Raw genomic sequence first — 23,396 nt, 5'->3', positions numbered from 1 at the left:
CGTTTCTCATGAGTCAGCCCGCAACCAAAGTCCTCGTCATTGGTTACGTCTGGCCGGAACCCCGTTCCTCCGCTGCGAGCGGGCATGTGATGCAGATTCTCGAAACATTCCTGCAGCAAGGCTGGCAAATCACCTTTGCCAGCCCGGCCGGCACCGGTGAACATCGCGCCGACCTCAGCGCGCTGGGCATCCGCGAAGTCCCGATTGAGCTGAACAACAGCAGTTTCGACGTTTTCATCAGCGAATTGGCACCGGATATCGTGCTGTTTGACCAGTTCATGATCGAAGAACAGTTCGGCTGGCGCGTGGAAAAACACTGTCCCGACGCCTTGCGTGTTCTGGAGACTTCAGACCTGCAAAGCCTGCGACATGCCCGACACCAGCGATTGAAAGATCGGTTGAAACTCAGCGATGACACCAACGATTTCCAACAATTGTTCGCCCCCGCGCTCGCCGAAGAATTTGAACTGATGGCCGAGACGGATCTGGCCAGGCGCGAGATCGCCGCGCTGTATCGTTGTGATCTGAACCTGATGATTTCACAAGTGGAAATTGAGTTGCTGGTACAGCAGTTCAAATTGCCGCCCCAGCTGATGCATTGGTGCCCCTTGATGGTCGAGCCGCCGAGCACGCCAGCGAAACCCTTTGAGGATCGCGCGCACTTCCTCAGCATCGGCAATTTCCGCCACGCTCCGAACTGGGATGCCGTCCTGTGGCTGAAATCGACAGTCTGGCCGCTGATTCGCAAGCAACTTCCGAAAGCGCAATTGCATATCTACGGTGCGTATACGCCGCCGAAGGCGACAGCCCTGCACAATGCGGCCGAGGGTTTCCACATCATGAATTGGGCAGAGGATGCATTGCAGGTCATGTCCGATGCCCGGGTTTGCCTGGCACCGCTGCGTTTCGGCGCAGGCATCAAGGGCAAACTGGTCGATGCAATGCTCTGCGCAACCCCGAGTGTCACCACGCCGGTCGGAGCCGAAGGGATGCAGGCGGATCATCCCTGGCCGGGCGCTGTCACCGGCACGGCCCAAACATTCGCCGAAGCGGCGGTCCGGCTGTATAACGACCGGGACCTCTGGCAAACCGCACAGGCGCAGGGGCAAGCCCTGCTGGTCGACCGATACCTGCAAACGGTTCACGGGCCCGCACTTATCGAGAAAATTAAGTATTGCCGCGAAAATCTGTCGCAACTCAGAAGGAACAACTTCACCGGCAGCATGTTGCGCCACCATTCACACAAGAGCACCCAATATATGGCTCAGTGGATTGAAGCCAAGAACCAGAACAGATAACTTGGCTGGACAACTATACAAACAATACCCAACAACTTGCATTACTCCCTTCATGGCCAACTAACAAGTTAGACATTATAAACATCCTGCACGTACGGCCTTGACTGTTTTATCGGGCCGTACTTTATAAAAACTTATGCAGGATGCACTGATGAGCACTAATAACTGGATGGGCTCGACACCCGCCATTGATACACTGTCGATCTTCGAACTGACATTGCCCGGCACCCACAATGCCGGCAGTGACTGGCGCGCCTCGTATCCGTTCTTCGGCCCTCCGCGCCACTGGCTCGTCTGCCAGCATGACTCCTTTCTTGCCCAGCTCAATCACGGTTCCAGGGCGCTGGATATTCGTCTGACCCATAACGGCGGCGGCAAAGGTCCGGAAAAATTCGTCGCCCACCATAACGGCTTCCAAAACTCTCGAACCCTGGCGAACCTGATCGCCGACGTCAATAAGTTCCTGGACAACAACCCGGATGAATTCATTATTCTGGACTTTCACAGTCTGGACGGCGCCGACTTCGATTACGACGACTTCAATAAGATCATGATCCATTACCTGGGCCATCGTCTTGTCCCGCGCAACAATTTCTACCTGAGCCTGCGTGAACTCAAGCAAGTCAGTGCGCAACAACGTGTGTTCGCTGCTGCCACGTCACATTGGCAACTGGACTACAAAATATTCCACACTTTCATCAATCACCGATGGTCGGGAAACAACATTACCAGTCCCGATGATTTGAGGCAGTACATTGGCAGCGTCCTGCAAAACTCGACAGACAACAGACGTCTCTGGTCGCTGTCCGCCACCAGTTACACCGCGTTTGGTGGCCCGGTCGACATTCATGACGAATTGAACGAGTGGTTCGATCTGGATAAAAGCGACTGGGCACTGAAGTGCAACATCATCAACGTCGACTTCATGGAAGAGTCGGACCTGGTGGAGTTCTGCCGAATTGCCAGCTTGATGAAGGCCCGACAGCGCGCGCTTTGAGCCGCACTGAAAACTGGCGTAACCCACGCGCAAAGAGGCATGATCGCCGGGCGATAACAAGAAAAGCGCCTTGCCATGACCCGAACCGCCCGCGTGACCGACCCCTCCTACGAGCTGATGGATGACCACAACGGGTTGTCCATCATCTATCGCCAGCACGGTTTCCCCTGCCCGCTGGTGCGCTGGCATTTTCACAAGGAATACGAGCTGCACCTGATCGTCGCCAGTTCCGGCAAAGTGTTCATCGGCGACTACATCGGCAATTTCTACCCGCAGACGCTGTTCCTGACCGGCCCCAATCTGCCGCACAACTGGATCAGCCAGGTGGCCGAAGACGAAGTCGTCGAGAAACGCGACATGCTGGTCAACTTCACCGATGAGTTGTTCGAAAGCGGTCATCAGGTGTTCGCTGAACTCAAGACCCTGGCACCACTGCTTGAGCGCGCGCAGTACGGCATCGAGTTCCGCTCACCGCAGACGATTAGTCAGGCCATGACCCTGATGCAACGCATCGCCGATTCCAACGGCATCACCCGTCTCGGGCACTTTTTCATCCTGATGGAATTGCTCGCTGCCTGCGACGACTACCAACTGCTGTCCGGCGCAACCACCCCGCAACTGGCCGATGAGCACAACATCGACCGCACCAACCGCGCAGTCGATTACATCTTCGCCCACTACGCTCGCGAACTGCCGCTGGAGGAAGTCGCCGAGCACCTGGGCATGAAACCCACCTATTTCAGCCGCGTGTTCAAGCAGGCCACCGGGCGCAATTTCATCGAATTCGTCAATCGCCTGCGCATCAGTAAATCCTGCGAACTGCTGGCGGATGGTGACAAACCGGTGACCGAAGTGTGTTTCGAGTCGGGCTTCAACAATATTTCCAATTTCAACCGGCGCTTTCAGCAGCTCAAAGGCATGACGCCTTCGCATTATCGGCGGCTGGTGGTGCAACGCCTGACCGAGCAAAACCACGGCTGATCGCCGAAAACCTGTACGGATTCATGGCTGTCGCCCTTCTGAAACGCCCTTACTTGCGCTTATCGCGCCAATCCAGAGTGCAAAAAAGTATCGATTCAAGTGCTAGGGATGATTTGTCAGCCCTGCGTCAGAAGGCTGTAATCAGTGCACATTCTTCCCCCGCCGGAAGAACACAAAAACAATAACTGTCCTTCTGCTCCCGCCGGGTGCAGAAAAGGAGTGCACGATGCAACCCACTGCAAAAGCTCTGCTTGCCCTCACCTGCATGACCCTCAGCAGCGTCAGCCTTGGCGCCCAGACCCTGACCATCGCCACCGTCAACAACAGCGACATGATCCGCATGCAGAAGCTCTCGAAAACCTTTGAGACCGAGCATCCGGACATCAAGCTGAACTGGGTGGTACTGGAAGAAAACGTCCTGCGTCAACGGCTGACCACCGACATCGCCACCCAGGGTGGCCAGTTCGACGTGCTGACCATCGGCATGTACGAAGCCGCACTCTGGGGCGCCAAGGGCTGGCTGGAGCCAATGAAGGATCTGCCGGCCAGTTATGCCCTCGACGATGTGTTCCCGTCGGTGCGTGAAGGGCTGTCGGTCAAGGGTTCGCTGTACGCGCTGCCGTTCTACGCCGAAAGCTCCATCACCTATTACCGCACCGACCTGTTCAAGGATGCAGGCCTGACCATGCCGGAGCGTCCGACCTGGGAACAGATCGCCGGCTTCGCCGAAAAACTCACCCACAAGGACAAGGAACAGTACGGCATCTGCCTGCGCGGCAAGGCCGGTTGGGGCGAGAACATGGCGCTGATCACCACCGTGGCCAACGCCTACGGCGCGCGCTGGTTCGATGAGCAGTGGAAACCGGAATTCAACGGTCCGGAATGGAAAAACGCGCTGAACTTCTACGTCGACACCATGAAGAAATCCGGCCCGCCGGGAGCCTCCAGCAACGGCTTCAACGAAAACCTGGCGCTGTTCAACAGCGGCAAATGCGCAATCTGGGTCGATGCCAGCGTCGCCGGCTCGTTCGTCACCGACAAGACCCAGAGCAAGGTCGCCGATCATGTCGGCTTCACCTTTGCGCCGCATCAGGTCACCGACAAAGGCTCGGCGTGGCTGTATTCGTGGGCGCTGGCGATTCCGACCAGCTCCAAGGCCAAAGATGCTGCCAAAGCATTCAGCGCCTGGGCCACGTCCAAGGAATACGGCGAACTGGTTGCCAAGACCGACGGCATCGCCAACGTACCGCCGGGCACTCGCGCCTCGACCTACAGCGACGCCTATATGAGCGCCGCACCGTTTGCCAAGGTCACGCTGGAATCGCTGAAAGCCGCTGACCCGAGCAAACCGACCCTCAAACCGGTGCCTTACATCGGCATTCAACTGGTGACCATTCCTGAATTCCAGGGTGTCGGTACCCAGGTCGGCAAGCTGTTCTCCGCCGCATTGATCGGCCAGACCACCGTCGATCAGGCGCTGACCGCCGCGCAACAAACCACCGAACGCGAGCTGAAGCGCGCGGGTTATCCGAAGTAATCCTGCGCATTTCCATGTGGGAGCGAGCCTGCTCGCGATAGCGGTAATCCGGTCTCAATAAATGTGGCGGATGGACCACCCTCATCGCGAGCAGGCTCGCTCCCACAGTGGATCGAGTCTGCCTTTTAAAACGGTTGTGATCACCATGAATACTTCAACTGCCAAAGCCCACATCGACCTGTCGCAGCCCCGGCGCAAAAACCGCGTGGCCAATCCCGGCTGGTTTCTGGTCAGTCCTTCGGTGGCCCTGTTGCTGCTGTGGATGATCGTGCCGCTGGGCATGACCGTCTATTTCTCGATGATCCGCTACAACCTGCTCGACCCGGGCATCAACGAATTTGTCGGGCTGGATAACTTCACCTACTTTCTCACCGATTCCGGGTTCCTCCCCGGAGCCACCAACACCTTGCTGCTGGTGGGCAGCGTGCTGCTGATCAGCGTGGTGTTCGGTGTGTTGATCAGCGCATTGCTGGAGGCCAGCGAATTCTTCGGCCGCGGCATCGTGCGGGTGATGCTGATTTCGCCGTTCTTCATCATGCCCACGGTCGGTGCGCTGATCTGGAAAAACCTGATCTTCCATCCGGTGTCCGGGATCCTGGCCTACATCTGGAAACTGTTCGGCGCGCAGCCGGTGGACTGGCTGGCCCACTACCCGCTGCTGTCGATCATCATCATTGTCTCGTGGCAATGGCTGCCCTTCGCGATCCTGATCCTGATGACCGCCATGCAGTCCCTCGACCAGGAACAGAAAGAAGCCGCCCGCCTCGACGGCGCAGGCCCCGTCGCGATCTTCTGGCACCTGACCCTGCCGCATCTGGCGCGGCCGATTGCCGTGGTCGTGATGATTGAAACCATCTTCCTGCTGTCGGTGTTCGCCGAAATCTTCACCACCACCAACGGCGGCCCCGGCTACGCTTCGACCAACCTCGCCTACCTGATCTACAACCAGGCGCTGGTGCAGTTCGACGTCGGCATGGCCTCGGCCGGCGGCCTGATCGCCGTGGTCATCGCCAACATCGCCGCGATCATTCTGGTGCGGATGATCGGCAAAAACCTGACTGACAAAGCCTGAGGCCTGCCATGACTCTTCAACAATCCCGCCGGCTGCAAAGCCTGCTGCTCGGCACGCTGGCCTGGGCCATCGCGATCATCATTTTCTTCCCGATCTTCTGGATGGTGCTGACCAGTTTCAAGACCGAAATCGACGCCTTCGCCACACCGCCGCAGTTCATCTTCACGCCGACGATGGAGAACTACCTGCACATCAATGAGCGCAGCGACTACTTCAGTTTCGCCTGGAACTCGGTGGTGATTTCCTTCAGCGCCACGGCTCTGTGCCTGCTGATTGCGGTGCCGGCGGCCTACTCGATGGCGTTCTACGAAACCCAGCGCACCAAAGGTACGCTGCTGTGGATGCTCTCCACCAAGATGCTGCCGCCGGTGGGCGTGCTGATGCCGATCTACCTGCTGGCCAAGAGTTTCGGCCTGCTCGACACGCGCATCGCGCTGATCGTGATCTACACGCTGATCAACCTGCCGATCGTGGTCTGGATGGTTTACACCTACTTCAAGGACATCCCCAAAGACATCCTCGAAGCCGCCCGCCTCGACGGCGCCACCCTCGCCCAGGAAATGCTCCGCGTGCTGCTGCCGATCGCCAAGGGCGGCCTGGCTTCGACCGTGCTGCTGTCGCTGATCCTGTGCTGGAACGAGGCGTTCTGGTCGCTGAACCTGACCTCGTCCAAAGCCGCGCCGCTGACCGCGTTGATCGCCTCCTACTCGAGCCCCGAAGGCTTGTTCTGGGCCAAGTTGTCGGCCGTCTCGACGCTTGCTTGCGCGCCGATTCTGATCTTCGGCTGGATCAGCCAGAAACAACTGGTGCGCGGTCTGTCGTTCGGCGCCGTGAAATAAGAATTCGTAAAAGGAGCGCCACCATGGCCAACCTGAAAATCAAGAATCTGCAAAAAGGCTTCGAAGGTTTTTCCATCATCAAGGGCATCGACCTTGAGGTGAACGACAAGGAATTCGTGGTATTCGTCGGTCCGTCGGGCTGCGGCAAATCGACCCTGCTGCGACTGATCGCCGGCCTTGAAGAAGTCAGCGGCGGCACTATCGAGCTGGACGGGCGTGACATCACCGAAGTCAGCCCGGCCAAACGCGATCTGGCGATGGTGTTCCAGACCTACGCGCTGTACCCGCACATGACCGTGAAGAAAAACATGTCGTTCGCCCTCGACCTGGCCGGCGTACCGAAAGCCGAAGTCGAGAAGAAAGTCGGCGAAGCGGCGCGCATTCTCGAACTGGGCCCGATGCTGGAACGCAAGCCGAAGCAACTGTCCGGCGGCCAGCGTCAGCGCGTGGCCATCGGCCGGGCGATCGTGCGCAACCCGAAAATCTTCCTGTTCGACGAGCCGCTGTCCAACCTCGACGCCGCCCTGCGGGTGCAAATGCGCCTGGAACTGCTGCGCCTGCACAAGGACCTCAAAGCAACCATGATCTACGTGACCCACGATCAGGTCGAAGCCATGACCATGGCCGACAAGGTCGTGGTGCTCAATGGCGGCAAGATCGAACAGGTCGGCTCGCCGCTGGAGCTGTATCACCACCCCGCCAACCTGTTCGTCGCCGGGTTCCTCGGCACGCCGAAAATGGGCTTCCTCAAGGGCAAGATTGCCCGGCTCGATGGTGCAAGCTGCGAAGTCTCGCTGGACGCCGGCACGCGCATCATCCTGCCGTTCAACGCGTCGAACCTGAGCGTCGGCAGCGCCGTGACCCTGGGCATTCGTCCGGAACATCTGGAACTGGCGCAACCGGGCGACTGCACCCTGCAAGTCACCGCCGACGTCAGCGAGCGCCTGGGCAGCGACACCTTCTGCCACGTCAAGACCAACGCCGGCGAAGCCCTGACCATGCGCGTACGCGGTGACCTGGCGAGCCGTTACGGCGAACAACTGAACCTGCACCTGGATGCCGCCCATTGCCATCTGTTCGATGCCGACGGCGTGGCGCTGACCCGCCCGTTGCGCGCAGCCGCCTGATTTCGAGACTGACCCGATGAAACTGAACAAGCAAAACCTCAACCGCCTCGCCGCCGAAGTGAAACTGCCGGCCTACAGCCTCAGCGACACCCGCCAGGGCATTGCACACATTGGCGTCGGTGGTTTCCATCGCGCGCATCAGGCGTATTACACCGATGCGCTGATGAACACCGGCGAAGCACTGGACTGGGCGATCTGCGGCGTCGGCCTGCGCGCCGAAGACCGCCGCGCCCGGGACGACCTCAAGGAGCAGGATTACCTGTTCACCCTGTTCGAACTGGGCGACAGCGACGACACCGAAGTCCGCGTCATCGGTGCGATCCGCGACATGCTGCTGGCCGAGGACAGCGCCCAGGTGCTGATCGACAAACTCGCCGACCCGCAGATCCGCATCGTTTCGCTCACCATCACCGAGGGCGGTTATTGCATCGATGACAGCAACGGCGAGTTCATGGCGCACCTGCCGCAGATTCAGCACGATCTGACGAACCCGCAACAGCCGAAAACCGTGTTCGGCTTCCTCTGCGCGGCACTGGCCAAGCGGCGGGCGGCGGGCATTCCGGCGTTTACCGTGATGTCCTGCGATAACCTGCCGCACAACGGCGCCGTCACCCGCAAGGCGCTGCTGGCGTTTACCGCGCTACTGGATCCGGACTTGCGTGACTGGATTGACGCCAACGTCAGTTTCCCCAACGCCATGGTCGACCGTATCACCCCAATGACCAGCACCGCGCATCGCCTGCAACTGGCGGACAAACACGCCGTCGACGACGCCTGGCCTGTTGTGTGCGAACCGTTCGTGCAATGGGTACTGGAAGACAAGTTCGTCAACAGCCGCCCGGCCTGGGAAAAGGTCGGCGTGCAGTTCACCGACGATGTTTCGCCTTACGAAGAGATGAAGATCAAACTGCTCAACGGCAGCCATCTGGCGCTGACGTATCTGGGCTTTTTGAAGGGTTACCGCTTCGTCCACGAGACCATGAACGACCCACTGTTCGTGCGCTACATGCGTGCCTACATGGACCTGGACGTGACGCCGCAACTGGCGCCGGTGCCGGGCATCGACCTGACCGAGTACAAGAACACGCTGGTGGCGCGGTTCTCCAATCAGGCGATTGCCGATCAGCTTGAACGTGTTTGCTCCGATGGTTCGTCGAAGTTTCCCAAGTTCACCATTCCGACGATCAATCGGTTGATTGCCGATGGGCGGGAAACCAGACGCGCAGCGTTGGTGGTGGCGGCCTGGGCGCTTTACTTGAAGGGCGTGGATGAGAATGGTGACACTTATTCGATTCCGGATCCTCGGGCGGCGTTTTGTCAGGCGTTGGTGGCGGAGGATGCTTTGATCACTGAGCGGTTGTTGGGGGTTGAAGAAATCTTCGGTACGGTGATAGCGCGCTCGAAGGAGTTTGTGACGGCGTTCGAGTGGTGCCTGAACAGCTTGCGCGAAGAAGGCGTGACGCGGACTCTCGAGCGTATTCTGACCTGAAAGCCCCTCACCCCAGCCCTCTCCCAGAGGGAGAGGGAGCCGGCCGAGGTGTTTATCCGAGGTACATCGACCTGAACGTTTTGAGTCGAACTCAGGAATTGAAAGGCTCCACAATCTGCTCCCTTTCCCCCTCTCCCCTCTGAGGAGAGGGTTGGGGTGAGGGGTGGCTTTAGAAGTCGCCAAAAAACCAACAGGTTCACACCATGCACAACCAACAGCTCTTCCTCGGCATCGACTGCGGCACCCAAGGCACCAAAGCCATCATCCTCGACGCCACCAGCGGTCAGGTGTTGGGCCAGGGCGCCGCCGCCCACACGATGATCAGCGGCGCCAACGGCCGTCGCGAACAAGACACCCACCAGTGGCTGGAAGCCTTCGCCCTCGCCACCCGCCGCGCCTTGCTGGCGGCAAATGTCGACGGTCAGGGGATTCTCGGCATCGGTGTTTCCGGCCAGCAACACGGGCTGGTGCTGCTCGACGATCAAGGTCAGGTCCTGCGCCCGGCCAAGCTCTGGTGCGACACCGAAACCACGGCTGAAAACGACCGTCTGCTGGCTCATTTGGGCGGCGAAAACGGTTCGCTGGAACGCCTCGGCGTGGTCATCGCGCCGGGCTACACCGTGTCGAAACTGTTGTGGACCAAAGAACAGCATCCAGACGCGTTTTCCCGAATCGCACGGATTCTGTTGCCCCACGACTACCTTAATTTCTGGCTCACCGGCCGTGCGTGCAGCGAATACGGCGATGCATCCGGCACCGGCTATTTCAACGTGCGCACCCGCCAATGGGATTTGCAGCTGCTTCGCGACATCGATGCCAGCGGTCGTCTGCAATCCGCGCTGCCGGAGCTGATCGACGCCCATCAAGCAGTCGGCACGATCCTGCCCGCAATCGCCGAACAGCTGGGCATCAACCCGAACGCGGTGGTGTCCAGCGGTGGCGGCGACAACATGATGGGCGCCATCGGTACCGGCAATATTCAGCCGGGCGCGATCACCATGAGCCTCGGCTCTTCCGGCACGGTGTACGCCTACGCCGAGGCACCGAAGGTCAGCCCGGACGCTTCGGTCGCGACCTTCTGCTCGTCCAGCGGCGGCTGGCTGCCGTTGATCTGCACCATGAACCTGACCAACGCCACCGGGGCGATCCGCGAACTGTTCGATCTTGACCTTGATACCTTCAACGCCTTGGTGGCCCAAGCGCCGATTGGCGCTGAAGGCGTGAGCATGCTGCCGTTCCTCAACGGCGAACGCGTGCCTCCCCTGCCCCACGCCACCGGCAGCCTGCATGGCCTGACGATCGATAACCTGACCCGGGCCAATCTGTGCCGCGCGGCGGTCGAAGGCACCACCTTCGGCCTGCGTTATGGACTGGATCTGCTGCGCCAGAATGGTTTACAAAGCCGCAGCATTTGCCTGATCGGCGGCGGCTCGAAAAGTGCGGTGTGGCGGCAGATCGTCGCCGACATCATGAACACCCCGGTGATCTGCACCGAGCAGAGCGAAGCCGCCGCCCTCGGCGCGGCGATTCAGGCGGCGTGGTGTAAGTCGTGGTCGAACGGCCACGAAGACACCCTGGCCGACCTGTGCGAGCGCTGCGTGAAGCTCGACCTGAACAGTGAAACCCTGCCGGTTGCCGCGAATGTCGCGGCCTTCCAGCAGGCCTATGAACGCTATCGACTGCATGTCGCAACCTTATAAAGAGCAAACAACTATGTACCTGGTGTGTGGCGAAGCGCTGTTCGATTTCTTCAGCGAAGACGATGCCGGCGGGCAAGCATCGAAAGTCAATTTCAAGGCCATTGCCGGTGGCTCGCCGTTCAACGTGGCGGTGGGTTTGCGCCGTTTGGGTGTGGACTCGGCGCTGTTCGCCGGGTTGTCCACCGACTACCTCGGCCGACGTATGCATCAAGTCCTGCAGGATGAAGGCGTCCGTCCGGATTACCTGGTGGATTTCGCCGCGCCGACCACCCTGGCGATGGTCGCGGTGGGCGCCAATGGCTCGCCCCATTACAGCTTCCGTGGCGAAGGTTGCGCCGACCGGCAGTTGAGTCAGGCACATCTGCCGACGCTGGGCCCGCAAGTGCGCGGCCTGCACTTCGGTTCCTTCTCGCTGGTGGTGCAACCGGTGGCCGATACCCTGCTCGCGCTGATTCAGCGTGAAAGCGGCAAACGCCTGATCAGCCTCGACCCGAACGTGCGCCTCAACCCCGAGCCGAACATCGACCTGTGGCGCGAGCGGATCGCCACGCTGGTGCAACTGGCGGATCTGATCAAGGTCAGCGACGAGGACTTGAGCCTGTTGTATCCCGAGCAGGATCCGCAACGCGTCATCGAAGGCTGGCTGCAGCATCGCTGTCAGGTGGTTTTCCTGACCCGTGGCGGTGAAGGCGCGACCGTGTTCAGCCGTGCTCATGGTTCATGGTCGGTGCCGGCCTCTTCAGTGAAGATCGCCGATACCGTCGGCGCGGGGGATACTTTCCAGGCCGCGTTGATCACCTGGCTGACCGAGCATGAGCTGGATTCGGTGGAGGGTGTTCAGCACCTCGGCCGCGAACAAATCGACGCGATGCTCAGGTTTGCCGTACGGGCCGCCGCCCTTACATGCAGCAAAACAGGTCCGGATTTGCCTTATCGCCACCAGTTGACCTGACCGCGTAGACTGGCGCCCTTTTTTGCACGACGGGATGACGGCTTTTGAATTCGGGGCGCACGGTTGGACTGTTGGTGCTGGCGACACTGTTGAGCGGCTGCGGAACATCACCGCCGCGTTCGCCGGAAAACCTCTGCGAGATTTTTCGGGAAAAGAGTGATTGGTACGACGCGGCGCAAGTCACGCAAAAGCGCTGGGGCGTACCGATCCAGGTGCCGTTCGCGATCATGTATCAGGAGTCCGGCTACCGCTACGACGCCAAGACGCCGCGCAAATACCTGCTGTGGGTGATCCCGTGGGGCCGCGTCACGACAGCGTCGGGTTATGCGCAGGCCAAGGATGAAGTCTGGTCCGACTACCAGAAAAGCACCGGCCGCCACGGCGCCGATCGCGAAGACTTCGACGACGCCATCGACTTCGTCGGCTGGTACATGGACAAGACCACTTCGATCAACGGCGTGTACAAGTACGACGCCTACAACCAGTACCTCAACTACCACGAAGGCTGGGGCGGTTTTCGCCAGAAGACTTATGCCAGCAAAGCGTGGCTGCCGCCGGTGGCGCGCAAGGTGCAGAACCGCTCGGACATGTACGGCCAGCAATACGCGGCGTGCAAGGATGATCTGAATCGCGGGTTCTGGAGCCGGTTCTGGCATTGGCTCTGATCCTCGGTGCTCTTTAGGACGCCATCGCGAGCAAGTCGAATCGTCGCACCGCAGCTCCCACAGGTTTCCCGGGTGCTCACTAACTTGTGGCCACCTAAATCCCTGTGGGAGCGGGCTTGCCCGCGAAGACGTCAGCTCAGACACCGCCGACCTATGGGTTACAACACCGAAAAGTTGTAACTCACAATCAACCGGGTCTCATCCACGTCCCGGGCAAACTTCTCGTAGTTGGTGCGGTACGTCGCATTGCGCAAACGCAGGCTGACGTCCTTGAACGTGCCGGTCTGAATCACGTACTTCAACTCGCTGTCACGCTCCCACTCTTTGCCTTCCTGATCACTGCCCGGCACCTTGATGTGGTCACCGTTCACGTAACGGGTCAGGAAGCTCAGGCCGTTGATGCCGATGGCCTTGAAGTCATAGTCGTAACGCAGCTGCCAGGAAAGTTCCTGCGCGGCGGCGAAGTCGTTGACCTGCACGTAGTTCACCAGGTACGGGTTGCTGCCATCCAGATACGGCATCGAATTGTCGCCGTTCATGCGCTGCCACCCGGCACTGAAGGTGTGACCGCTGATGCCGTAGGACAGCATGCCGCTCAAGGCGCGGTTGTCGATGGAGCCCGCTTTCGCATCACCGCTGTCGGCGCTTTTCAGCAAACGCAGATCGGCTTTCAGCACGCCGTCACCCAGCGGCTGATTGGCCAACAGACCCACGAAGTGCTGGCGATAGATGTCCTCCAGTTCGGCGTAGTGATACTGCGCCGTCAGACGATCGTTGATCTTGTAGTCGAAGCCGTACATGTCGAAATGATCGGCGGTGGTGTTGCAGGCATAGCGCTTGTTTTTGCAGTGCACGCGAATGTCCTGGGAATCGGTCGAGTCCCGGGCGGTGTACTTGTCCAGACGTGCAGCCATGAAGGTCAGGTCCTTCACCTCCTTTGAAGTCAGCATCGCGCCGTTGAACATGGTCGGCAGCAGACGGCCGTCGTTGTACTTGAGCAACGGCAGATCCGGCAGCAATGCGCCGTATTTCAACACCGTGTCCGAAACTTTCACCTTGGCGGTCAGGCCCATTTTCGCGTACTGACCTTTCGAGCCACGCGGGTTATCGCCGCTGGAAGGCAGCAGGCCGCTGTTGCTGCGGTCGGGGCTGGAATCGAGCTGAAAACCCGCCATGCCCAGCGCATCAATGCCGAAACCGACGGTGCCTTCGGTGTAGCCCGATTGCAGATTGAGAATGAAACCCTGCGCCGACTCTTCGCGCTTGGACGCGCCCTGATCACTGGAGGTGTGCCCATCACGGAAATCGCGGTTGAAGTACACCGTGCGCGACTCGATCTTCGCCGTGGTGTCTTCGAAAAAACCGCTGGCCTGGACCTGCGCGGTAAAACCGGCACACAGCACGAAGGCTCCGAAGCCAAGCGACTGGCGCGGGGTGATGAGGGGAAATGGGGGACGCATTGAAAACTCCAACAGAACAACGATTGCGCGGGGGCGCAAACAAACTGAAATAGCTCCCGTCCCGGAACAATGAAGAACCGGGAGGCAGTGAACACGCGGGGGTGAGCGGCAATGATGGCAGATGGCTTTGACGTGCTACAGGCGACTTTAGTCTGAAACTGACTGGTTGTTCTTGAACGCTGGTAGTGGTGATTGCACGGAGTCTCTTGCGCGCAAGTGCCCGTTTCACGGGGGGACACAACCGGCCTAAGGGTTTTCCCTATGGCTTGAGGCCTGTGCTTCTACGGCATTTGCGCCTTGAACGAGGCGGTTTAATCCTGCACCATCCGCCCACGCTAATCCAAAGGACGGAAAACAAGGCATGCTGGACGCCAATGCTACCCACATTACCCTCACGCTCGAAGGCGCTTCGGCCGATCTGCAAGTCCTCAGTTTCACCGGTCGCGAAGCCCTCAACGAGCCGTTCCGTTTCGACCTCGAACTGGTCAGCGCCCGTCCCGACCTCAACCTTGAAGAACTCCTGCACAAGCCCGGCTGCCTGACCTTCGGCGCCACTGGCGAGGGCAAGATTCATGGTCTGGTGTATCGCATCGAGCAAGGCGACTCCGGCAAGACCCTGACCCGCTACAGCCTGAGCCTGGTGCCGCAACTGGCCTACCTGCGGCACAACCATGACCAGCAGATTTTCCAGCAGCTGACGGTGCCGAAGATCATTGCCCAGGTGCTGGAAGATCGCGGGATCCTGGCCGACGCCTACAGCTTCCAGCTCGGCGCCGAGTATCCGGAGCGTGAGTACTGCGTGCAGTACGACGAATCCGACCTGCATTTCATCCAGCGTCTGTGCGAAGAGGAAGGCATTCACTTCCACTTCCAGCACAGCAGCAGCGGCCACAAACTGGTGTTCGGCGATGACCAGACCGTGTTCCGCAAACTGAAACCGGTGAACTACCAGCAAGACTCCGGCATGACCGCCGACAAACCGGTGATCAAGCGTTTCAACCTGCGCCTGGAAACCCGCACCAGCCGCGTCAGCCGCCGCGACTACGATTTCGAAAAACCGAAGATCCTGCCCGAAGGTGCCGTCAAATCCGAGTTCATGCCGGACCTGGAAGACTACGACTACCCCGGCCGCTTCACCACGCGCGAGCGCGGCAAATTCCTCTCGACCCGAGCGCTTGAACGCCATCGCAGCGACTACAAACTCGCCGAAGGCAAAGGTGACGAGCCGACCCTGACCAGCGGCCACTTCCTGACCCTGGCCGAGCATCCCCGCGCCGAATGGAACGACCTGTGGTTGCTGCTGGAAATCTTCCACGAAGGCAAACAGCCGCAAGTGCTGGGCGAAAACGTCACCAGCGACGTCACCGACAACAAGAGCGATTTCCACCAGGGCTATCGCAACTCGTTCGTGGCCACCCCGTGGGACGCCCACTACCGCCCTGCCCTCGAACACCCGAAACCGAAAGTCCTCGGCAGCCAGACTGCCATCGTCACCGGCCCCGCCGGCGAAGAAATCCACTGCGACCAGTACGGCCGCGTGAAAGTGCAATTCCACTGGGACCGAGAAGGCCAGGCCGACGACAAAACCACCTGCTGGCTGCGCGTCGCCAGCGGCTGGGCCGGCGCAGCCTACGGCGGCATCGCCATCCCACGGATCGGCATGGAAGTGCTGGTGACCTTCCTCGAAGGCGACCCCGACCAGCCATTGGTGACCGGCTGCTTGTACCACAAGGAAAACGTCGTCCCCTACGACCTGCCGGCGAACAAGACCCGCAGCACCTTCAAGACCCTGAGTTCACCGGGCGGAAAGGGCTACAACGAATTCCGCATCGAAGACAAGAAAGGCGCGGAACAGATCTACATCCACGCCCAGCGCGACTGGGACGAAAACATCGAGCACGACCAGAAAATCCGCGTCGGCAACGAGCGGCATGACACGGTTGAAGCCAACACCTACAGCGAGTTCAAGGTCGAAGAACACCGCATCACTCACCTGAATCGCATCAGTGAAATGCGCGCCAACGATCACCTGACCGTCGCCGTGACCCAGCACCTCAAGGTCGGCACGGCGCAACTGGTCGAAGCGGGAACCGAGATCCACTACTACGCCGGCCAGAAAGTCGTGATCGAAGGCGCCATGGAACTGACCGCCAAGGCCGGCGGCAGCTTCGTCAAAGCCGATGCCGGCGGCGTGACCATCAGCGGCGCCGAAGTGAAGATCAACACCGGCGGCGCGCCGGGCGTGGGGACACCGGCAGCGCCGTTGTTGCCGGGCCCGATGAAGGTGGTGGATGCGGATAAGGCCGGGAAAGCACCGCTGCCCGCCCGCCTGAACGAATCAGGCATCACGCCGCTGTGCGGAAAACAGAGTAACGGCGCTTGCAGCCGTAAGGATTGCACATGCATGTAAAAGCGCTGAGTGCTTTGCTGGAAGAGCCTCGCTACAACTTCTCGGACCTGCCGGCAGCGAACCCATCGCTGTGTTTCATCATCGACCAGGGGCTTCAGCCGCAAGCCATGAGCCGGCTCTACCGGGTGGGTGAGCCCGTAGTTTGCGAAGGGCTGTTTTTCCGAACGGAATTCGTCGAGATACCCGATGGCCCCTTGTGGCTGGTCGCCCCCCGAGGCAGCAAACTGGCTGCAGAAGCTGCAAAACTCTGTGAAGAACACTTTTCGGGAATTGCGATCTCGACACCTGACCCGGAAAAAGCCCTGGCTCACGCACGCTGGCTGCTCAAAGCCAACGACGGTTCCGGAGGGCAAAGTTTGCTGAGTTACCACAAGCCGAGCCTGTGGGCAGCACTGGCCTATACCGCCGAAAAGACTTTCGATCAGTTGTTGGGTTGCTGGTCGGCCGTTTACGCCCCCGCGCCAGGAAACTTTGGCCAGCAACGTGGTCCATGGTTAGCCTGGGTGGCTAACGCGGAATCGACATGGTCGGGTGACCACGCGGCATTCAACCTTCCAATGGCGGCCGCTCAAGTTCAGGCGCGCCTTGGATGGGTGTATTGGGTGGATGAAGAGTACGAGGCGTTTGGCGAACCCGGCGAGGATCGTTTGAACGATATTGCTGACAATCTCGACCTGCTGCTCAACAACAACATTTATGACGGCGACCACCTGCTCAAACTGGGTCATGCCGTAAACGGTCCACTGTTTGAAACACAGCCTGAGATCATGACGATCCTGCAATCAAAGGATGAGTCGTTTATCAAAGTAGATCGACTCCTGGAATCAGTCGCCGTCGCCCAACGTTAACGGCGACGCGACAACAGAACGGAATCACCATGGAAATCACGAATCACGCCGTCATGCCCGGCGAAACCCTGGGCCAGATTGCCTCGCGCTACAACAGCACCGTGGCGCAACTGCGCCAACTCAATCCCTTCATTACCAATCCGGACAACGTCAAGGTCGGATGGAATCTGAGCGTACCGAAAAGCGCCCAAGCCGCGTCAGCCAAACCAGCCGCTCAGGCACCCGCTGCGTCTCAAGCGCCTGCCCAGGCATCTCCCGATGCGTCAGCTCAGTGCACGGCTGAGGACCTGGTTGAACTGGACCCCGTCAAGGACGCTCCAGACAAAGCCTCGAAGACCTTCAAGCCGCATGCCCCTCCTTGCAGCAAAACCTTTGCCAGCGCCATTTATGCAACAGAGGAACAAGAGTTCTGGCTGCTGCCCGAGCGTGCAGTGTCTGCCATTAAAGAATCGATGCTCACTCTGGAGAAAATGATTGCGCCGAACAAGGCCCGCGATGCGCGCCTAAACGGGCTGCAAGAGTCAGGTCTGCTCGAGTACTTCCTCGAACCCAAGTTGAGCAACTTCCTCACAGGCGCAAAGCGTGCCCGCATGGAAGAGTTCGAAGCGATGGGCGATGAGATCGAAATCGATCCCGCCACCGCCAAAAAGAGACAGAACGAAGCCAATCGAAACAAACCCGCGGCCGCTCCCGCGCAACCTCCTCAAGAAGACACTGCGCAATCTCGTATGGACCGTTTGAATGCGGACATCGCAGGTCAGGAAAGTATCCGCAAAGAATTTGTCGACTTTCACAAACGGCGGGCTGAGTGGCTTGCGCTGAAAAAAGAGGCTGTAGCGGCTGCAAAGCTTGAAGGCTACTCCTACGAAAGCGGGACGTTGTACTCCAAGGATGCAATTGAAGCCCGCGCCCGCGTTCAAGCGTATCTCGAGGCCCGGAAAAAGCTATTCGCCAATAAAGACTTCAAGCAGGTGTCACTCGAAGATGTCGCCAAGGCCCTCGCTGAGAAGAAAAAAAGTTACGAGAACATCTGCACCGGCATGACCGACTGCACCGCCGACCTCGTCGCTTACGCTTACACGTTGCACAAGAACGCCGACGCGCTGAATTACCACGATTACACTGAATCCATTATCAGAGTTTCAGAATACGGTATCGCGCTTCCAGAGTTCGCGCTGATCAGTGACGGCCTGCCATCGGGCATTGCGCAATTCAAGTTGTACATGGACACCGAGAAGAAACAGGCGGAAATAACCGCACAGCTCCAGGAAAAATACAAACGCTGGATCGAAGCCACCGGGCAAAATGCCCAGGCACCGGCGGGCCTGGTTGATGTCGAGCGAGCCGAGTGGGATCGCCTGCAGAAAATCAAGGACGACCTGCAGGCAACAGCCCAGCGGAATGTGATCGCCGCCAAACCGGGACGCCACCTGATCTGGGAACCGGAAGAGTTCCAGCCCAAACCCGTCGACCGCATGGTTAAACCCGGGTTTCCTTTGCGTGAAGTCAGTCTCTCCGATGCCAAGGGCACGCCCTTGGGCTGGTTCAGCATGACGAACCTGAAGGACTTCAAGAAAATCATCAAGGAAGATGGAAAAAAAGCCCTCCTGTCCCCCAAGAAGATCGGCGAAAGCTTACCGACCGATGCCACAGAAGACTCGGATAAAAACAGCGAAACCAGCTCGTTCCGCCAATGGCTTCTTGCGCAGGGTGCGATCAAGTTCAATGATCAGGTAGGTGACTGTTTTGATGAAAAAGGCTGGTTCAAGGCCAATGACTTTTACGCTTATCTGAAAAAGCAGGGCTACAAAGTCACTGAGCTGGAGAACAGTGCAACTTTGACCAGTTGGGGGAAACACCTTCAGCAACTGGTCTTCAAGAAAAGTGTGCGCGGCAAAATCCGACTGTTCGATAACAGCCCTCAGGCTCAATTCGTCCGCTGCCTGACCCCTCCCCAGCCAAGTATTCACGGTGAAGTGAAGCTGGAAGGTCCGAAAATGAGCGCCGCCGAAGGCTTTCAGATGTCGGCCAACATGGGTTTGAGCCTCGACCTGGCCCGCGGCGAAGTGCAGTTGATGAAGGTCGACATGCCCGCCAAGGAAAGCGCCAAAGACATCACCCTGGATTACCTTCTGGACGGCAAAGCCCAGCAGATGAGTTTTGGCCGATTCTCCTTTCACTTTGGTGTAAAGGCCTGGGGCTACGCCGGCGCGTCCCTGTTGCTGGCCGGTACCGTCGAGTTGAACCCCATCCTCGGCAACGTCAAATACGGAGCCTCCCTCAGCCCCGTCAAACGCGCACAGCGCGAGGACGCCTCGGCCAAAGAAGAACGTGCAGATCACGATGCGGCCAAGAAGGCCAAGGCCGACAGCGGTGACAATAGCCCTACTCCCGACCTTGAACACAAATCAACGTCCGGTACCTATGTCGATACCAAAAGCACAGACCAGGTACTCACCGGCAAAAAAGCCAATGTGCAAATTGAAAACGGGGCAAAGGCCACCTTCAACGTTTTCGGAGGTCTGCAAGCGGCCATTGAACTCACCGGCGCACTGAACTGGGCCCCACCCAAAGACCTCGTCGCACTGCGCACTGCACCCACCATGGGTATCGGCAGCGACAAAGACGCGAAAAAAACCAACCCATGGCTGACCCTCGCCAAGCTGAGTGGGTCTGTAGGGGTTGCGCTGGGTGCGGGATTCCAGGGAACCGCGCAGATATCACTCGATAACGGGCGCTTTATTCTCAACCTGAAAGCGGCAGTGGTATTGGGGCCTGGTGCTAACGGCAGCTTCAAGTTCGAGATTGGGTATGAGGCGGTGGTTGACATCATCAATTTGTATCGCAAAGAACTGCATAAAACCAAAGGCCGTAAAGTCGAATGGATGGACCCAGAGGCAAGTGAATATGCGTCAGCGCTCAACGCATTGGGCGCTGCTGGGTTGAACGTGGCGATGGCGTACATGATGCGTTGGGATGTTGTGATGAGTTTGTATGAAGCGTTGACTCGGAGTGGCAAGGGGGGGCCGATTGCGGACACAATCATGTATTACAGTGACAAAAAAGCTCTTGAGGAATGGTGCATCAATGCCATTCCGGATGCTCTAGGGCCCTTGTTCAGAACCTTAATTAGCACTCCGGAAGCGTTCACTATCACTGCAGCATCAGGAACTAATGGAGTAGCTGATGAAAAGCGGGTGTACAACCAAGCTGAGGCTCACGTTCTGCAACAAAAAGCCATTGAACGAATTCTTGATTGGATCGTTACCAACGCAAAAAAAACGAACACTATCGACAAAGCACAAAGTCAGTTTGAGTTTGCATGCATGTCTATGAACGAATTCGGTATAAAAGATACTAACGCAAAAATGTCTTACTGCAAAAATCGGATGCTACTGGATAGCTTCATGTCCGAAAGCGTGCGCGCGCTCTTCGATGACACCGGCGTTGAAGCCCGAAAATACTACAAGTCCCATGTAAAATTGCTTGGCGCCAATTCTGCCGAGTTCTGCGAACAAAACTATATTCCGCAGCCCAACTACTCCCCTAGCGGCGCAACACCATTTTTAAAGAGTTATTAATAAATGGCACCTTTACAATTGAAAGCAAAAGAAAACACAACACTAGCAATCACATATTTGTTTCTAATAGTCTTGAGCAGTGCCGTATTTGCCAGCCCTATCTCAAGCGCCGCACAAAAAGAACAGAAAGGCATAGTTCTGTACAATCAATTAAAGTTGGACTCTGCAATTCAAGAACTAGAGCGCGAGGCCAGCAGTGGGAGTATTGACTCACAATATTACCTAGGAGAAGCGCTTCGCAAGAAAAGTCGTTACATGTCTCCAGAAGCGCAACACTGGTATGAGACTGCAGCAGAAAACAATAACGTATATGCAATGATACAACTGGGCCGAACAAAAAATGACCTTTGTGAAAAAATTGGAAATTGCCCTCCAACCAAAAAAACACAAGCCGAATGGTTTTCACTCGCTAAAGACTTAGTTCTGCCAAGAGCGGAGAAAGGTGATCCTGAATCGCTATACCTAATGTATGAAATCACACTGAACCGGGAATGGTTGGAAAAATCCGCTAACGCCGGATATTCGCTTGCACAATATTGGATGGCTGTTAGCGAACGACAAGGCGAAGGATTCTTTCTGATTCCCGGAAAACGTGATGCCTCTGTTAAAAAATGGTTATTACTGTCCTCTGAGGGCGGATATCCAAAAGCCATGATGGACTACCTTCAAATTCTATTCGAAGAAGGAGATATGGCAAATGTTCGCCATTGGCTAGAGATTGCCGCAGCAACTGGTGATCAGGCTGCCATAAGCAATTACGGCGCCTACGTAGCGCATACGCCTGACAAAGTTGGTTACTCACTAGACTTGGTCAAAGGCTACGCACTGTTCACCTTACTTGGAGAACTTGATGACAGCGGTGGAATTGGAAGGTATGTTGAGCGAAAAAGTGAAGAGATTCGTGAAAAAATGACTCCCGCACAAATCGAGGAGTCAAAGATAATGGCTAAAGAGTGGAAGGCAACTCACCCGCCCCTCTCTTTTTTTCCTGACAAGCTAGGTAACTAACACCAGTGCTGCTGATACGCCACCTTGTTTTGGCATTATCCATTGCCACCTATACTGCGACCGGCTTAGCAACGCCACAAGGAAGCGAGCCAACTTTAGGCGTGAGTTTGTACAACCAGCTTAAAATTAGCTCAGCCATCTCCGAACTGGAAAAGGAAGCACAATCTGGAAACGTGGAGTCACAGTATTACTTGGGTGAGGCTCTAAGGAAGCGCAATCGCTATATGACTTCCGAAGCGCAACACTGGTATGAAGCAGCTGCAAATAACGGCAACATTTACGCGATGATCCAGTTGGGTCGAAGTAGCCACGACCTGTGCCAACAAATTAGAAATTGTCCCTCAAGCGAGGAAAGTCCGGTTGAGTGGTTTGAAAAAGCCAAAAACTTAACATTTCCCAAAGCCAATGAAGGTGATCCCGAGTCTTTGTATTTAATGTACGAAGTGACACTGGAACGCGAATGGTTAGAAAAGTCCGCGCGTGCGGGTTATGCGCTTGCGCAGTACTGGATGGCTATCGGCGACCGGCAAGGTGAGGGATTTTTCCTTATACCGGGAAAACGTGAAGAAGCCGTCAGTCAGTGGTTGAAAATGGCTTCTGAGGGTGGAAACTCAAAAGCAATGTTGGAGTATATTGAGATCCTTTATAAGAAAAATGATCTTGAAGGTGTCCGATACTGGCTTCAAGCCGCAGCTGAAACTGGGGATCAAAAAGCAATCAGCAGCTATGGCTCTTATATTGCCCATGCGCCTGACCAGGTTGGTTACCCATTGGATCAAGTCAAGGGTTATGCACTAATCAGTCTACTGAAAGAGTTGGATGGGGGCGGTGCCATTCAGGAATTCGTCGAGGATACACTCGAAGAGATTGGAGGCAAGATGACTACCGAGCAGATTGAACGGTCGAAAGCCGTGGCAAAGGAATGGAAGGCCACCCATCCACCGCTCTCCTTTTTTCCCGACAAGCTTGGACGGTAGTTCAACGTCGTCCCTCCGATTACAGTAATTCACGCATAAAAATAGCGGAACGAGTGAAGTGCATTGATGCCTCACTCCTTCCGCTTTTTACTTACAACATCAAACCGGCGCCTGCCAGTTCAACATTTTCTGCTGCGCAACCTGCAGCAAATCACTGCCATCCTGCGTCAGCAGGTACAGCGCATGGGTGATGTGGGGAATGTCCTGGACGTCGGCGTGTTTGAAGCACAGGCAGTGCAGGGTTTCGAGCAGGTCGGCTGCGGCGCGGATGCGTTGCACAGCGGCTTCGAAGAGATCTTTCGGGTTGGCTTGGGTGTCGATGACCAGCGGTGCGCTGTCGGTGACGCCGCTGTTGAGCGGGAGATAGCGGGCGGAGCTTAATTTCAGGATTGGCATTGGAATTACTCAAGGCAGCTTGAAAGTAACCGCCAGCACCGTGACCAAACGATGGGGAG

General features: G+C 57.6%; 18 protein-coding genes. 16 read left to right on the top strand and 2 right to left on the bottom strand.

Translation table 11 applies throughout. The annotated features are described in order from the left end of the window. The first annotated feature begins 8 nt into the window (after positions 1 to 8). The 11 genes from NE357_RS13875 (at position 9) to NE357_RS13825 (ending at position 12,657) form a co-directional block, all read left to right on the top strand. Positions 9 to 1,298, top strand: coding sequence for a glycosyltransferase family 4 protein (locus NE357_RS13875; RefSeq protein ID WP_169430346.1), 1,290 nt, complete (start codon positions 9 to 11; stop codon positions 1,296 to 1,298). Positions 1,299 to 1,449: 151 nt separating this feature from the next. Continuing rightward, complete coding sequence (locus NE357_RS13870; RefSeq protein ID WP_169430345.1) at positions 1,450 to 2,295, top strand: phospholipase; 846 nt, start codon at positions 1,450 to 1,452, stop codon at positions 2,293 to 2,295. Between the two features lie 75 nt (positions 2,296 to 2,370). Then, the gene (locus NE357_RS13865; protein ID WP_169430344.1) at positions 2,371 to 3,276 is read left to right on the top strand and encodes an AraC family transcriptional regulator; all 906 of its coding nucleotides are present in this window, start codon (positions 2,371 to 2,373) and stop codon (positions 3,274 to 3,276) included. A gap of 226 nt (positions 3,277 to 3,502) precedes the next feature. Then, positions 3,503 to 4,813 carry an ABC transporter substrate-binding protein gene (locus NE357_RS13860; RefSeq protein ID WP_169430343.1) on the top strand — a complete coding sequence of 437 codons (1,311 nt, stop codon included), beginning with the start codon at positions 3,503 to 3,505 and terminating at the stop codon, positions 4,811 to 4,813. Positions 4,814 to 4,958: 145 nt separating this feature from the next. Continuing rightward, on the top strand, positions 4,959 to 5,885 hold the full coding sequence (locus tag NE357_RS13855; RefSeq protein WP_134826769.1) for a carbohydrate ABC transporter permease: 927 nt from the start codon (positions 4,959 to 4,961) through the stop codon (positions 5,883 to 5,885). Between the two features lie 8 nt (positions 5,886 to 5,893). Then, on the top strand, positions 5,894 to 6,724 hold the full coding sequence (locus NE357_RS13850; protein ID WP_169430342.1) for a carbohydrate ABC transporter permease: 831 nt from the start codon (positions 5,894 to 5,896) through the stop codon (positions 6,722 to 6,724). 23 nt (positions 6,725 to 6,747) lie between these two features. Next, positions 6,748 to 7,851, top strand: coding sequence for an ABC transporter ATP-binding protein (locus NE357_RS13845; RefSeq protein WP_169430341.1), 1,104 nt, complete (start codon positions 6,748 to 6,750; stop codon positions 7,849 to 7,851). 16 nt (positions 7,852 to 7,867) lie between these two features. Continuing rightward, positions 7,868 to 9,340: a mannitol dehydrogenase family protein gene (locus NE357_RS13840; protein WP_169430340.1), complete on the top strand. Its 1,473-nt coding sequence runs from the start codon at positions 7,868 to 7,870 to the stop codon at positions 9,338 to 9,340. A gap of 203 nt (positions 9,341 to 9,543) precedes the next feature. Next, entirely contained in the window at positions 9,544 to 11,040 is a 1,497-nt protein-coding gene (gene xylB / locus NE357_RS13835) for a xylulokinase (protein WP_169430339.1), read from the top strand. A 13-nt stretch (positions 11,041 to 11,053) separates the two neighbouring features. Further along, positions 11,054 to 11,992, top strand: coding sequence for a carbohydrate kinase family protein (locus NE357_RS13830; RefSeq protein ID WP_169430338.1), 939 nt, complete (start codon positions 11,054 to 11,056; stop codon positions 11,990 to 11,992). Positions 11,993 to 12,036: 44 nt separating this feature from the next. Next, positions 12,037 to 12,657 (top strand): transglycosylase SLT domain-containing protein, encoded by a 621-nt coding sequence (locus NE357_RS13825; protein WP_169430337.1) that lies wholly within the window; start codon positions 12,037 to 12,039, stop codon positions 12,655 to 12,657. Between the two features lie 158 nt (positions 12,658 to 12,815). On the opposite strand, the gene NE357_RS13820 is transcribed toward NE357_RS13825, so the two are convergent. Then, positions 12,816 to 14,117: an OprD family porin gene (locus NE357_RS13820; RefSeq protein WP_169430336.1), complete on the bottom strand. Its 1,302-nt coding sequence runs from the start codon at positions 14,115 to 14,117 to the stop codon at positions 12,816 to 12,818. Positions 14,118 to 14,478: 361 nt separating this feature from the next. Here NE357_RS13820 and NE357_RS13815 point away from each other — a divergent pair, with 361 nt between their 5' ends. The 5 genes from NE357_RS13815 to NE357_RS13795 are packed head-to-tail and all read left to right on the top strand — an operon-like array spanning position 14,479 to position 22,941. Beyond that, positions 14,479 to 16,527, top strand: coding sequence for a type VI secretion system Vgr family protein (locus tag NE357_RS13815; protein WP_169430335.1), 2,049 nt, complete (start codon positions 14,479 to 14,481; stop codon positions 16,525 to 16,527). Then, a complete protein-coding gene (locus NE357_RS13810; RefSeq protein ID WP_169430334.1) occupies positions 16,518 to 17,375 on the top strand; it encodes a DUF4123 domain-containing protein in 858 nt (285 codons plus the stop codon). Before NE357_RS13815 ends, NE357_RS13810 begins: the two co-directional genes overlap by 10 nt. A 29-nt stretch (positions 17,376 to 17,404) precedes the next feature. Then, on the top strand, positions 17,405 to 20,956 hold the full coding sequence (locus NE357_RS13805) for a LysM peptidoglycan-binding domain-containing protein (protein ID WP_169430333.1): 3,552 nt from the start codon (positions 17,405 to 17,407) through the stop codon (positions 20,954 to 20,956). Between the two features lie 3 nt (positions 20,957 to 20,959). Further along, a complete protein-coding gene (locus tag NE357_RS13800) occupies positions 20,960 to 21,964 on the top strand; it encodes a tetratricopeptide repeat protein (RefSeq protein WP_169430332.1) in 1,005 nt (334 codons plus the stop codon). Positions 21,965 to 21,969: 5 nt separating this feature from the next. Then, positions 21,970 to 22,941 carry a tetratricopeptide repeat protein gene (locus NE357_RS13795; protein WP_249314425.1) on the top strand — a complete coding sequence of 324 codons (972 nt, stop codon included), beginning with the start codon at positions 21,970 to 21,972 and terminating at the stop codon, positions 22,939 to 22,941. Between the two features lie 99 nt (positions 22,942 to 23,040). Here the strand turns inward: NE357_RS13795 and NE357_RS13790 are convergent, their stop codons facing one another. After that, positions 23,041 to 23,337 carry a hypothetical protein gene (locus NE357_RS13790; RefSeq protein ID WP_025109577.1) on the bottom strand — a complete coding sequence of 99 codons (297 nt, stop codon included), beginning with the start codon at positions 23,335 to 23,337 and terminating at the stop codon, positions 23,041 to 23,043. Positions 23,338 to 23,396 lie beyond the last annotated feature (59 nt).

This window comes from Pseudomonas sp. G7(2022) (genome assembly GCF_052660475.1).
Note: the sequence above shows the minus strand (reverse complement) of the source record. Positions and strands in the feature narration are given on the sequence as shown.

Coding starts and splice junctions, on each gene's coding strand:
- NE357_RS13875 (WP_169430346.1), top strand. CDS start 9: ATGAGTCAGCCCGCAACCAAAGTCCTCGTCATTGGTTACGTCTGGCCG.
- NE357_RS13870 (WP_169430345.1), top strand. CDS start 1,450: ATGAGCACTAATAACTGGATGGGCTCGACACCCGCCATTGATACACTG.
- NE357_RS13865 (WP_169430344.1), top strand. CDS start 2,371: ATGACCCGAACCGCCCGCGTGACCGACCCCTCCTACGAGCTGATGGAT.
- NE357_RS13860 (WP_169430343.1), top strand. CDS start 3,503: ATGCAACCCACTGCAAAAGCTCTGCTTGCCCTCACCTGCATGACCCTC.
- NE357_RS13855 (WP_134826769.1), top strand. CDS start 4,959: ATGAATACTTCAACTGCCAAAGCCCACATCGACCTGTCGCAGCCCCGG.
- NE357_RS13850 (WP_169430342.1), top strand. CDS start 5,894: ATGACTCTTCAACAATCCCGCCGGCTGCAAAGCCTGCTGCTCGGCACG.
- NE357_RS13845 (WP_169430341.1), top strand. CDS start 6,748: ATGGCCAACCTGAAAATCAAGAATCTGCAAAAAGGCTTCGAAGGTTTT.
- NE357_RS13840 (WP_169430340.1), top strand. CDS start 7,868: ATGAAACTGAACAAGCAAAACCTCAACCGCCTCGCCGCCGAAGTGAAA.
- xylB (WP_169430339.1), top strand. CDS start 9,544: ATGCACAACCAACAGCTCTTCCTCGGCATCGACTGCGGCACCCAAGGC.
- NE357_RS13830 (WP_169430338.1), top strand. CDS start 11,054: ATGTACCTGGTGTGTGGCGAAGCGCTGTTCGATTTCTTCAGCGAAGAC.
- NE357_RS13820 (WP_169430336.1), bottom strand. CDS start 14,117: ATGCGTCCCCCATTTCCCCTCATCACCCCGCGCCAGTCGCTTGGCTTC.
- NE357_RS13815 (WP_169430335.1), top strand. CDS start 14,479: ATGCTGGACGCCAATGCTACCCACATTACCCTCACGCTCGAAGGCGCT.
- NE357_RS13810 (WP_169430334.1), top strand. CDS start 16,518: ATGCATGTAAAAGCGCTGAGTGCTTTGCTGGAAGAGCCTCGCTACAAC.
- NE357_RS13805 (WP_169430333.1), top strand. CDS start 17,405: ATGGAAATCACGAATCACGCCGTCATGCCCGGCGAAACCCTGGGCCAG.
- NE357_RS13800 (WP_169430332.1), top strand. CDS start 20,960: ATGGCACCTTTACAATTGAAAGCAAAAGAAAACACAACACTAGCAATC.
- NE357_RS13790 (WP_025109577.1), bottom strand. CDS start 23,337: ATGCCAATCCTGAAATTAAGCTCCGCCCGCTATCTCCCGCTCAACAGC.